The sequence below is a fragment of the Alteromonas infernus genome, from assembly GCF_902705815.1.
The window spans coordinates 114,117-127,094 of the sequence record NZ_CACSIG010000033.1 but is presented as its reverse complement, the minus strand read 5'-3'; the positions used below and the strand labels follow the sequence as shown (position 1 = coordinate 127,094).

The following is a 12,978-nucleotide window of genomic DNA, read 5'->3' as shown; positions in this document are numbered from 1 at the left end:
CATATTAATTCTCATATCTCGCTATTCGAAAACCAATGTCATCAGCTGGCGCGCTCTCGCCGCTGCGCACGCTGGCTCTTATATTCTTCAACCTACCGGTTTTAAAAGACGCACCTTTAACAACGTGTTTGCCTTGCCCGCCTGGGCCCATGTAGTCTGCGTAGGTGCCTGATTGATGTTGTAGCGTTACCGAGTAAATGTCGTGAACCCATTCGCGAACGTTTCCGTCTAAATCGTAAAACCCACCTCGGTCTGCCTTAAACGAACCTACAGGCGCTTTATCTGCAAACCCATCGTCATAGTCTTTTAAGATGAATGTCTGCTTGCCACGTAGCGACGCGTCGGCAAAGTTACCTTGCTTGTCTCTGAGTCGGAACTGATTGCCCCACACGAAAGCTGTAGATGATGCACGACGATGCATTTTGGCAACGAACTCCCACTCTGCTTCGGTGGGAAGACGATACCCTTTTGAGGCTTTATCAACCCCCCTTACTTTTCCGTTTTGCATAATGTAAAACCCAGTGAGCCCTTCTTTTTCACTTAGCCAATTCGTGAAGGCCGCCGCTTCATCCCATGAAACATTTGTGACAGGAAGCTTAGTTCCCCCACCTTGCCCTTTAAACGCGGCAAACTGAGCTTGTGTGATTTCGTGCTTCGACACCCATACTTGACGAGAAAAAGAAACGTCTCTTTGGTGTTCGTTACGCTGACGATTTTTTTCGTTAGCTGGCGAGCCCATGGTGAACGCTTTTGGGGTCACCAATGACAGCTGAATACCTAACGTAGTAGCGAAAAGCGGCGTACCGTCTCTGCGCCTTGCTTCAAACTCTGTAAGCATGTCACCGTGTACCTTGGTTGACGATTTCGCGCTAGGTGTCACCGTTTTTTGTATCTTGCGGTATCCGTCGCGCTCAAAGGTTACTGTATGAGGCAAAGCCTGAAGGTTCAGCGTTAAAGGCGTTTGTCCTTGCTTAACTCCGTTAATTGAAACAAGGGCGTCAGTAGAGGCGGTAATAACCACGCGACCAAGCTCTTTTTCTAATTCAAATGACAGCGCTTTCGTTTCGCCTGGGGCAAGTGTTACGCGCTGACTTTGCGCAATAAAGCCAGTCTTTTCATACTTTACTGTGTGTGCCTTATTGGCGTCTAAACGGGTATTCGCCTTTACGGGCTTACCGTTAACCGTCAGTACGCCACCTTGTGGCTTCATCGATACTGCAATTTCCGCTTGTAGCGGCTGAAGGTTATAATTTCGAGTCGGTAAGGGGCGTTGATTAGTGACTTCGATAGTATCTTCTAAAGGTTCCAGGCCTGCTTTAGTCACGCTTACGCGATATTGTCCACCTTGTGTATTTATCTTCAGAGGCGTTACGCCAACTTCTTTTTTGTCGAGCGAAACGCTAGCGCCAGAAGGCGTGGAATTAATATTAATAACCCCCTCAATAGCGGTTAGCGCGATATTACGTTGAATGTCTTGTGCAATATCGGCATCAAACTGTATTTGTGCATCTTGGTAGTGAGGGTGGATAGCATTAACCGTGTAGCTTCCCTCTTCCAGTTCAGTGGATAGGCTGGGCGAAACGGCGACTTTTTCTTGGTTAATCTTCCATGTGACCTCGTCGAGCTGAGGAGACGTGGTAACGGTCAAGGTGGCAGGTAAAGGCACAAGTGTGACGTTTATCGTGCTTGACGAGGTTTCATCAACCACCACGCTGGCGGCTTTGTATTTGGGCGCCGACACGGTAACTTCCGCCGCACTGCCAAAAACATATAACTTGTCGGCCATAAAGAGCGCAGTGCCGCTTACCACGTTAAACTCAGGCGTTTTTGCCGCACGCTCTGGCGACACCACAAACGCATACCCTTTGGTGAGAAAAAGCCAACTAAAATAAAGGGCCAAGATCACGGCTAGCCCAATTAATGAAGCGATAGCCATTCCTTTGCGGCGTTTCTTCCCTTTCGCAATGGCTTCATCGATACTACTCACTAACGTGTTCCTTATACTTTTTCAGTACATGCAATATGTACCGAAAGGTTGGTTGCTGACGGTGATACTTCGATTTCTCGAATAGTAGAGCGGTAGCCGTCACGGCTTCCTTCAATCCGGTAGGTGCCAGGTTTAAGCTTGATGGTCTTGCGTTTTACTTCGCCTACCAGTCCTACGCCTAACACTTTAATATAGGTGTCGTTATCCGATGTTATCGTGACATCACGAGGCGTATTAACGTCATCCATAACCTCTTCAAGGGCGCGTATCTGAGCCAGCAGTTTGGGGCTTTTCTGTGCTAATGCGTGAGCGTCATCAACTTCTTGCTGCGCAAGGCTTCGCACTGTGTTATCGGTCAGTCGTTCAGGGCGCTGCTGAAATTCTTTTAGGCGTTTTGCCGTGCTTAAGATAGCTTCGGCATTTTGTTTTGCCTGCTGCAGTATGGGGCTGGTGGGAAAAGACGATAAACCTTTGTTCGATAATAGGGCGACCGTCTGCCATTCATCAGCACGTGCAAAAAGCGTAACCTGCTCTTCAATCTTGTTTTGCTCTTCACTCGCTACCAGCGTGTTAAGTTTTTTGCTAATGGTCTCAAGTTCACGGCTTGACCCATTGATAGATTTGGCGTCCTTTAGGTATTGTTTGGCTGCGGCATAGTTTTGCTGTGTTATAGCGTCATTGGCCTTTGCTAATAACCCATTGAAGCGGCTATTTTTTAATTGGTTATCTATGGTGGCTAGGGCTTGCTTTGCATCACTTCGATAGGGGTCTAGGGCAATTATTTTACGGTAGGCTTCCCGCTGTTTATTAACGTTGTTTTCAACCTTACCCACCCGGGCTTGTTCGTAGGCATCTTGCACTTGATTAAAGACATCAATTCGCTGCTGAAGTATCTTGGCTTGCTCAAAGTCGGGGTTAATATTAAGTGACTGTCGATTTAAGTTAAACGCCTCAGAATTATTATTGTTATTAAACGCGTTGAGGGCTTTTTCATAAGGCGCTGTGTAGGCCTGTTCGTATTCTTTATTTAGTGCTGCTGTGTTGTTATCGATATCGTTTAATAACGATGTTACTTCGCCGTAGTTCGAGGCACCGTATTCATTAAACGCTTGGTTTAACGACGCTTCTATTTGACCGGCTTTAACGGCGAAAGGGCGTGACTGGTTTACGCGTTGCACTAGGCCTGTCACCCGTTGTTTTGACTCGCTAAGCGCGACTTGTAATGCTTTACGCTCTGCTTCGCTAAATTCTGTAACCTGCGGATTTGGTGTTTCTCGGTTGTTGGTTTGCGAGACGTTGTCGGTCTGTGCCATGGGGCTTTTCGCCTCGTTGGACACAGTGGGTAAAAAACGACACAAGGAGTACGCCTGCCACGCCAACAAAGAGGACAACAAAAAAGCCCAATATACTTTTTTTAATCAGTGCTTTTTTCTTTGCTCTGCTTTGCTCAATTTGCTGTTCAACGCTTGGCATGCGTAATCCTTTACTATGATCTTATAAATAGATGAGAACGGTTTTAACAGAATATGACTACGCTTAAAGCGCAGTCATAGGTGTTGCTTCCATTTCATAGATATCTTTTAAGCGTGAACGCAGTTGGTAGTACTGTTCACTCGCGCTACCTTGAAGTTCAATACGCTGGTTATCAATTTCAACAATTTGATCGGCAACTTGAATATCAAGGTTTTGGCCCATTTCGTCAAAGAGATCCCGCTGTGCGTGAAGTTCTTTGTTCGTTTTAATCGCTTCGTTAAGGGTGCCAATGGCGGCAATCCCTGCACCGGCGGCTGCCACTTGCCCAGCAGTTGAGCTAGAGTTTGAGCCCAGTAGTACTGAGGCTACGGCAAACAAACCGGCCGTCACCTGTTTAGTGGTGCGCTCAGCTTTTAGCTCTCTGATTTTCTTAGCCTCTGGAAGGGTTTCTTTTTGGTATTTTCTGTAAGGCGTTTCTGTGGTTACCCAAAATGAATCGTAGGTTTCCTGAAGGCTATCAATAAACTGCTCGTCCTTTGCTTGAATAGCGCGAACACGGCGAAGCATGGGATCGCTTTCAGACGGCGCACTCACCAACTCAACTTCACCTTTACGGCTTTGAGAAAGATACTGGCTAAACGCTTCAGGGCTATACATTTGTGCATAGCGCAAGTCTGACACCATCTGTACTTCTTGTTTGTAGGCTTCTGATTTTTTCATTAGCAGGTCGTAGACGTATTTAGCAATTTGCTCAAACACGGGCGCATTAGGGTTTTCTCCACGAGACATCGCATCTCTGTACCAACCTTCGCTAACGCGGTACTCAAATTCTTCCTCGCCCCATACCGTATTTTTTGCGTCCATAACCCTTACGCCAATTTCTACGGTTTCCGTATCCGAATAATTAATTTTACCAAGAATATAAACATCAGCGAGTGCCGACGCATCTGGGGTTACATTGATGCTTCCAAACGATTTGGTTTCACCTAACGCTTCTTTGGTGGCAATAGCAAATCGATTTGCTTCTAAGCGTCTTACTTGCGGCCAGATACCTTCTTCTTCTATTTCATCGTAATCTATTGAACCATCGCTTTCTGTAGGAAAGCCGGGGTCAAAAACCGGAATAGCGACATCCATATATATATCTGAGTTGTAGCGATAACGGTGCGAGTTTGCGCCAAGCTGTTGCCCACCGCCAGGGCCAACCATCGACGGTCCTACGCTAGTTACATTAGTTTGGGTTGAGCCACATCCGCCTAAAAGTATAAACGATGCCGTAGCGACCACTGTAAACAGGGCCTTTGGATTAAATGAAGACATTTCCTTTCCTTCCTCTGAGTTTTATTTACAGCCGTATTGCTCTTTTAATGCTTGGAAATGAGCTTTTTCTTGCTCTGTTGTCGCTCCTTGCAAACCGGCAATTACGGCATCACATACCGCTGAACTTCCACCTTTTGCTTTACCTCCAGTCGATTGCTTTGAAGGATCTGAACTAGAGGTAGTCGTTTGTGAATGGGTTGATGATTCTTGAGATTGGGCGCTGTTTTGCGCATTTGACTGCCCTTGGCCGCCACTGGCTGCTGAAGCGCTAGACACGCTTCCCGAGGCTGCGCCATTTCCTGCACCAGCACCTTGGCCAGCGGCGCTAGCCACACTTTGTGCGCTAGATTGCGCTGCGGCATCCATGCATTCTTCACTTTGCTCTAAAGCACCGAATAAAGAGTCATCTAAAGCTTGAATTTTTTCAGCCTCTGTCATGGTAGACATATCTTTGTCACCAAAGTCGAGAACGGAACAATCTTGATAATACGTAGGCGTCTCGCTTGTTTGTGCGTAAACAGGCGCGAGAAAAAAAGTGAGAAGTAATAGTGCAAAGGGCAAATGATGCGGCATAGCCAAATAAGTCCTTTTATTTTAATTGGCTTGATACATACAAATACATGTAAAGCCCTAGTCTTTTTTATTTATAGCACTCTTTTACGAAAGACAAAACATTGATTTTGTTTTAAGCGGCTTACCAGCAAACATAACCAGAATAAAAAAGCCGATAAAACACAGGGCTTTATCGGCTTTTTCCTAGTGGTAGTTAAACTACATCAAACGTGTTTGCGTGCGATTAATGCTCCCAGTGATAGTGGTGGGCTTTCGCCTCCACTTCATCCGCAGTTTGCTGTGGCATAAAGGTCGCGTTATCTTGCTCAAAGAAGAAAGGTTCGCGTTTTTCTTTACTGCCCACTTCGTTCATGGTGGCAGACTCGTAAACACGGCCGTTTAACACCGTGTACTCAACGTACTCACTCTTTCTAATGTCGCTTAATACATCGCCATCAATAACCACTAGGTCAGCAAGCTTTCCTTTTTCGATACTACCAAGGTCTTTGCCCATGCCTAAGTGCTTAGCACCATCAATAGTCCCGCCGCGCAGCGCTTCCCAAGGCGTAAAGCCACCTTGTTCCATGATCCACAGTTCCCAGTGTGCAGCTAGGCCTTCACGCTGTCCGTGAGCGCCAATATGTACACTGACCCCATTATCTCGGAGCTCTTTAGCGTAGCTGGCGACGTTTTGGTGGTTGTATTGGTTTTCTGGCGCGGTCGGTCTGCGAATAGCGCGTTTGTCTAAAATAGTAGAAGGGGTATAGCGCAATAGACGCGGGTTCTTCCACACTTCCGTTTTATCGTACCAATATTCTTCACCCATCATGCCGCCGTACGACACAACAAAGGTAGGGGTATAGCCAAACTCTGTGGCTTTCCATAGCTGAGTAACATCGCTATAGCCTTTTTCAACCGGAATGCTGTGCTCAAGACCGGTGTGACCGTCTACCAGCATGGTTAGGTTTTGCTGAAGCTTACCGCCCCCTTCAGGCACCACCATCATCGCTTGATTTTTAGCTGCCCAAAGTACCTGTTGGCGCTGATCACGGCGAGGTTGATTGTAGCTTTTCACCGATATAGCACCGGCTTCTTTTAAGCGCTCTACGTGGAAATAAGCATCTTCGTAGTCGTTGATGATAGCTTTGTAACCCAGTCCTTCTGCACCGTACAAGATAGTACCGGTAGAGTAGATACGCGGTGCAACAATTTTACCTTTGCGCTGAAGCTCTGCTGCAGCAAAAATTTCCGTGGTGTCGTTTGATGGGTCGTGAATGGTGGTTACACCGAACGACACGTTGGAGAACTGACTCCAGTTTTGCTGAGGAATTATCTCATTACGACCTTGTGAACCATGGGCGTGCGCATCAACGAGCCCAGGAATAATAGTTTTACCCGAGGTGTCTATCTGCATAGCGTCATCAGGAATAGCTATATCGCCACGCTTACCTACCGCTTCAATACGGTTGTCTTTAATAAGTACAACGCCATTTTCAATGACTTCCTGGGTATTGTCAGCATCGCGCATGGTTACCACTTTACCGCCAACCAAGGCTTTGTATCCTGAAGGCTTGTCGGCCTTGGTGGTAAACGACAAATCCATACCTTCAGCTACCGGTTCAGGCAAGGTTTCAGGTGCACCGTCTAAAAAGGCAAAGGCTTCATCGAGTGAACGGCTGAAAAGTGTCGGGCCGTTAAACCAGCTAAGGGTTTTATTGTCTGGTGACCAAGTAAGGTATTCACCAGCTCGACTTGAAAGCTGTGTTACCGGTAGCGAGGTCATGTTCGGGCCAATGGTAATGCGCTTACCATTTTCTACAAACGGCGCCACGTAAGTTTTAAATTGATATACAAACGCGACCCATTTTTTATCATGCGAAAGTTTGTACTCACTTACTTTATCTGCGCCATATAGATGCGTACGTTTGTCATTACCTTGCAAATTAACGCTTGAAAGTTGCGTTTCATAATACGCTTCGCCGCCGGCAGATTCTGTGAAATATACGCGGTCGTTGCCACCCGCGAAGTGGGCATTATAGCCGCTGTCTGTCACCTTACTTACAGCGTCTTCTTCAAGGTCGGCAACGTAAATACCTGGCTCGACTGAGTAGGTCGGGTCTAGCAGATAACCGCCGGTAAATTTGCGGAATACCACTTTTTCGCCATCGGCCGAGAACGAAGGCTCAATGTAATGACCGGGCTGTTCGGTAATCACTTTACCTTTACCACCACGGGCTGATACTACGCGTACCGTACCTAAATCTTGGTCGTCCCACGTGGTGTAAACAATCTTCTTACCGTCGTTAGAAAAACGAGGGTAGTACTCGTCGTGGTCGTTTTGCTTGGTCAGGCGTTTTATTTTGCCAGACTTAACGTCGCGTACGTAAAGCTTTCCAAGCGCTTGAAAGAGTACGGTTTTACCGTTAGGCGACATTTGAGACCAGCGAATCATGCGAACGTCAAATTCATCAGGCGCTACGTCTACGTCAAAGCGTAGGGCGTCAGCGTATTTCACGGTGCCTTCAACAGTGATGTCCATGGTGCGTGTGGTTTTATCTTCGATATTGATAGTGTGGAATTTCCCGCCTGTCCAATATACGATTTCGCTGCTATCCGGCATCCAGTCGAAATAGGCAAAGTAGCCTTCAGAGCCAAACCCTTCCTGCATGTCTCGCTCTAGTTCGAGGGTAAGCGGCGTTTCTACGCCGGTTTTTATCTCTTTAAGGAAAAGCCCCGTTCTGTCTTTAACGCGACGCACAAAAGCGATGTATTTACCGTCAGGCGAAGGCGTAGGGACTACGGCACCGCCTGTACCACTGATATAGCGGCTCTCTTCGCCCGTTTCGCGGTCGTAGCGGGTGACAGCAAAAATGCCTTCTAACGGGTCGCGGTTATATTCAAAGCGAGCGCCCGGAACCGTATTTTCGGTAAAGTAAATGTATTTTCCGTCATGCGAGAATACAGGGTCGGCAATGTTTTGTTGGTCGCGTTTACCGCTGTTTCGGGCTTTAATTTGCAGGCCGTCACCGCCGGATTTGTGATACATCCAAATCTCGCCCGCCGGAATACTGCGGCTAGACATAATGCCTTTAGTAACCACTAGGTATTCGCCGTCTGGGCTCCATTTAGGAGAGTGAATAAGATTGCTTTTCTCTTTGGTTACTTGACGAAGATTACTGCCGTCAATGTCCATTACCCATACGTTGCTTAGACCGTCTTTGTCTGAGATAAATGCAATGTGTTTGCCGTCAGGAGAAATAGACGGGTGAATATTCCACGCAAAATCTTGGGTAAGTGGCGTGGCATCACCACCGTTCATGTTTACTTTATAAAGGTCGCCAAGCATGTCGAAAACCATAAACTCGCCATTTGGCGCAACGTCTAAGCTGGACCAGGTCGTTTCGTTGGTTTTAATGGTGACTTCGTTTAATGCATAAGGGGGGTTACTGACGTCCCAGTTATCGAGTTCGTATTCGGTTTTTTCTTCACTGTCGTTTTGTGCGTAAGAGGCCGGCGCCATGCCCAAGCCAAGGGCACTTACTAGCGTAACTGCTAGTAGGCTTTTCTTTGTCGTTATCATAATTGAGTTTCCAACTGCTTTTTAATTATTTTCTGTCTACATCAGAGTACATGACTAAGCTGGTTCTTTTGTACCCTCGAATTGTAAAGCTTAGGTTAATCTTACTGCAAAGTACGACGGATTTATTTAGCTTATGCGATTGTAAGTACAATTTCAGCGGTTAACGCTTCTATCATCACTTTAAGTGATGCTTGTCTATTACAGCAATAGCGGCTAATTTCGTAACAAGTCGTTAACAATAAGTTGTGTGGGAATTATCGTGAGCAACACTGAACAACAATTGCATTATTCTACGTGTACGCTGTGCGAAGCCATGTGTGGTATTGAAGTGGCAACGAAGGGCAGACAAATACTGTCAATAAAAGGGGATAAAGATAACCCCTTTAGCCAAGGTCACATTTGCCCTAAAGCCAGTGCGCTAAAAGATTTGTACGACGACCCTGATCGCCTTAAACGCCCTGTAAAAAGAGTGGGCGATAATTGGCAAGAGATTACGTGGGAGGATGCGTTTGACCTTGTTGCCAATAAGCTGCACGGTATTCAACAAGAGCACGGCGAAGATGGGGTGGGTGTGTATTTAGGTAACCCCAACGCGCACAACATGGGGGCTATTTTATTTGGGCCTTACTTTTATCGCTCACTTAAAACGCATAACCGCTATTCTGCGACGTCGGTGGACCAATTGCCTCACCACATCATCAGCCGCAGACTATTCGGCCATATGTCGCAAATACCTATTCCGGATATCGATCATACTCAGCATTTCATGATTATTGGTGGGAACCCTTTGGCGTCAAACGGCAGTATTATGACCGTGCCGAACGTGAAAAAGCGTTTGAAGGGCATACAAAAACGGGGTGGCAAGGTAGTCGTTATCGACCCGAAGCGAAGTGAAACCGCGGACCTTAGCTGTGAACACCACTTTATTCGCCCGGGTAGTGACGTTTTATTGCTACTCGCCATGCTGCATGTGCTGTTTGATAAACAATTATACAATGTAGAGGCGCTTCTTCCTTATGCTGAAGACATAATGGAAGTAGAGCATTACGTACGCAATTTTTCACCAGAAAAAGTCAGTGAAAAAACCGGTATTCAGGCCTCGCAAATAATCCAGCTCGTTACCGATTTTTGCGAAGCAGAAGCGGCAGTGTGTTACGGTAGAATGGGGGCAAGCGTACAAGCATTTGGTACGCTAACCCAATACCTCATTATGCTATTTAACATACTTACCGGTAATTTAGACAAGCGTGGCGGCATGATGTTTACCCAGCCAGCGGCAGACACATTGCCTGTTGCAGGAAAGGGCAGTTTGGGCACGTTTACCTCCCGGGTGCGCGCCCTTCCAGCTTTTGCTGGCGAGTATCCGGTTGCCTGTTTAGCTGAAGAGATCCTTACCCCCGGAGAAGGACAAATTAAAGCCATGGTTATTGGGGCGGGAAACCCGGTAGTCACTACGCCTAACGCTGAACAGCTCGACAAGGCATTTGCACAATTAGATTTTATGGTTGCTGTGGACTTCTACATCACAGAAACCTCTCGCCACGCCGACGTGATTTTACCCCCCGTAACAGCCCTTGAACGGGACCACTACGACATTGTGTTTCACAACTTCGCGGTGCGAAACTTTGCGAAGTACTCCGAAGCGGTGGTGGATACAGATGCAGACCAACTTACCGACTGGCAAATTTATTTATCGTTAGCTGAGCGAATCGACAAATTAAACGGTAGGAGCACAGCGCACTATGCTGCGCTTTGGAGCAAGCAGCCAAAAGGCGTGGTGGACGACTTGTTACAGACCGGTCTATACGGTGATAAGCGAGGTGCTTTTCAAAACGGTGTTAATGACAGCGATACGGAAAAAGAAGGCAGTACAGCGCACGGCCTAACGCTTAAAAAGCTTAAAGCAAACCCACACGGTATAGATCTTGGCCCGCTTCAGCCGTCTTTACCTTTTGCGCTTTTCCATGAAAATAAAAAAATAAATTTAGATTTTGATTATTTTATGGCGGATATAGACAGGGTTAACGCACACTTCTTTGATAAGCAAAGCCACGCGCAACCCCTTGTTTTAATTGGCCGCCGGCATATTAAAACCAACAACTCGTGGCTTCACAATAGCCCGCGTATGGTGAAAGGCAATAATCGCTGCACGATGCAACTGCATCCCGATGACGGCGTTAAATACGGTATTGAAAATGGTGATGAGGTAAAGGTGAAATCGCGGGTTGGCGAGTTAACGATAGAGGCTGAAATCACCGATGCGATCATGCCTGGTGTGGTATCTATCCCGCACGGGTGGGGACACAACAAAAAAGGCATTAAGTTGTCTGTGGCAAGTCAGCATCCGGGGGTAAATACCAATATTCTTACCGACCACATGCTGGTGGATGAACTGTCTGGTAACGCGGTGTTAAACGGTGTACCTGTAGAACTTGAAAAAGTAAGTTAGTGCGCATAAAAAACCGGCTTTTACCACAAAGTAAAAGCCGGTTTTTTAAATGCGATTTTTTACCTAATAACCCATGTTCTCACTACAGCGCAAGCATGCGTCGGTGGGGTAGCTAACCCCTTAGTTTAAACGCCCTAGGTCATGGTAACGAATTCTTCTGCGCTGGTAGGGTGAATGGCCACACACGCATCAAAGTCAGCTTTGGTCGCGCCCATTTTTATGGCAACAGCAAAACCTTGCAGAATCTCATCCATACCGTGGCCAATACCGTGTAGGCCAACAACTTTTTCGTCTTTACCAGCACATACTAGCTTCATCTTCGTCATTTGACGGTGACGGGTGACTGCTGTGTACATAGACGCAAAGCTTGAGGAATACACCTTAATATCGTCTTCACCGTATTTTTCAATAGCCTCTGGCTCTGTTAAACCAATGGTGCCGATTGGCGGGTGACTAAACACAACGGTAGGAATAAGCGAGTAATCCATGTGCGCATCTTTTTGCCCATTAAATAAGCGCTCGCTTAACAAACGGCCCGCTTTAACTGCCACCGGAGTAAGCTCTGCTTCTCCGGTTATATCGCCTACCGCATACACATTCTTTGCCGTAGTGTTTTGGTATTTATCTACCTTAATGGTACCGTCGTCGTTTAACTCTACATCGGTGTTTTCTATATCAATTTTATCGGTTGACGGCTGGCGGCCAATAGCCCAAATAAGGCAGTCGGCTTCAAGTACTTCACCGTTAGTTAAATAAATAGAAAGCTCAGCGTTTTCCGCTTTTTCAACTTTCTCGACGCTGGCGTGATCGTGCAGTTTACACCCTTCGGCGTGGATCATATCCACCAAGGTTTCGTGAATGATAGGGTCGAAATTTCTAAGTGGTGCGTGTTTGCGAACCACAAGATGAGACTCTGTACCCAGTGCGTGAAGTACGCCGGCTAGTTCTACGCCTATATAACCTGCACCCACAACTACCGCGCGCTTTGGCTGCTCTTTTAGTGCGAAGAATCCGTCAGAATCAATGCCGTGTTCGGCACCTTCAATATCAGGAATAGTCGGGCGACCGCCAACGGCAATAGTAATATGATCAGCAGTATATTGTTCGCCGTTGACTTCTACCGTGTTGTTATCGATAAATTTTGCGAAGCCACGAATAAGCGTCACGTCGTTTGCTGTAAGTGCGCGGTCGTAAGAAGCGTGAATACGCTCAATGTAAGCCTGTCGGCTAGCGATAAGGCTGTCCCAGCTAAAATGGTTAACTGACAAATCAAAGCCATACTCTGGCGCATAGCGATGGATGGCTTCAGCGACCTGCGCGCCGTACCACATGGCTTTTTTAGGCACACAGCCCACGTTTACGCAGGTACCGCCGATATCTTTTGCTTCAATGATGGCCGCTTTTTTACCGTGTTTCGCCGCACGGTTGGCAGATGCAATACCGCCGCTACCACCACCAATACAAATATAATCAAAATGTGTCATACAAAAAGCCTTTTCTGTGGGTTAGGCGAGCATGAATCTATACGTAATGCGTTGCAGTTACCCAATATGCTCGCGAAGCAAATTCAACGCATCCGCGCTTCATTTAGAACAGTATTCTAAAGACCGGAACTCG

7 protein-coding genes are annotated in these 12,978 nt (G+C 46.8%); 1 reads left to right on the top strand and 6 read right to left on the bottom strand.

All coding sequences use genetic code 11. The annotated features are described in order from the left end of the window. Positions 1-4: 4 nt before the first annotated feature. From ACX5J7_RS09430 to ACX5J7_RS09410, 5 genes are all read right to left on the bottom strand, one after another. Positions 5-1,987 (bottom strand): SUMF1/EgtB/PvdO family nonheme iron enzyme, encoded by a 1,983-nt coding sequence (locus ACX5J7_RS09430; protein WP_474376703.1) that lies wholly within the window; start codon positions 1,985-1,987, stop codon positions 5-7. 11 nt (positions 1,988-1,998) lie between these two features. Next, a complete protein-coding gene (locus ACX5J7_RS09425; RefSeq protein ID WP_498706958.1) occupies positions 1,999-3,300 on the bottom strand; it encodes a hypothetical protein in 1,302 nt (433 codons plus the stop codon). A 223-nt stretch (positions 3,301-3,523) separates the two neighbouring features. Then, a complete protein-coding gene (locus tag ACX5J7_RS09420; RefSeq protein ID WP_012519891.1) occupies positions 3,524-4,780 on the bottom strand; it encodes a hypothetical protein in 1,257 nt (418 codons plus the stop codon). Positions 4,781-4,801: 21 nt separating this feature from the next. After that, a complete protein-coding gene (locus ACX5J7_RS09415) occupies positions 4,802-5,353 on the bottom strand; it encodes a hypothetical protein (protein WP_015068267.1) in 552 nt (183 codons plus the stop codon). A 223-nt stretch (positions 5,354-5,576) separates the two neighbouring features. Next, on the bottom strand, positions 5,577-8,912 hold the full coding sequence (locus ACX5J7_RS09410; RefSeq protein WP_498706956.1) for an amidohydrolase family protein: 3,336 nt from the start codon (positions 8,910-8,912) through the stop codon (positions 5,577-5,579). Between the two features lie 259 nt (positions 8,913-9,171). Here ACX5J7_RS09410 and ACX5J7_RS09405 point away from each other — a divergent pair, with 259 nt between their 5' ends. Then, positions 9,172-11,361, top strand: coding sequence for a molybdopterin oxidoreductase family protein (locus ACX5J7_RS09405; RefSeq protein WP_498706954.1), 2,190 nt, complete (start codon positions 9,172-9,174; stop codon positions 11,359-11,361). Positions 11,362-11,495: 134 nt separating this feature from the next. On the opposite strand, the gene gorA is transcribed toward ACX5J7_RS09405, so the two are convergent. After that, positions 11,496-12,845, bottom strand: coding sequence for a glutathione-disulfide reductase (gene gorA / locus ACX5J7_RS09400; RefSeq protein ID WP_498706952.1), 1,350 nt, complete (start codon positions 12,843-12,845; stop codon positions 11,496-11,498). Positions 12,846-12,978: the final 133 nt, after the last annotated feature.

What these genes read in the sequence shown, in the direction of transcription:
- ACX5J7_RS09420 (WP_012519891.1), bottom strand. Translation starts at nt 4,780, where the DNA reads ATGTCTTCATTTAATCCAAAGGCCCTGTTTACAGTGGTCGCTACGGCA.
- ACX5J7_RS09425 (WP_498706958.1), bottom strand. Translation starts at nt 3,300, where the DNA reads ATGGCACAGACCGACAACGTCTCGCAAACCAACAACCGAGAAACACCA.
- ACX5J7_RS09410 (WP_498706956.1), bottom strand. Translation starts at nt 8,912, where the DNA reads ATGATAACGACAAAGAAAAGCCTACTAGCAGTTACGCTAGTAAGTGCC.
- ACX5J7_RS09415 (WP_015068267.1), bottom strand. Translation starts at nt 5,353, where the DNA reads ATGCCGCATCATTTGCCCTTTGCACTATTACTTCTCACTTTTTTTCTC.
- gorA (WP_498706952.1), bottom strand. Translation starts at nt 12,845, where the DNA reads ATGACACATTTTGATTATATTTGTATTGGTGGTGGTAGCGGCGGTATT.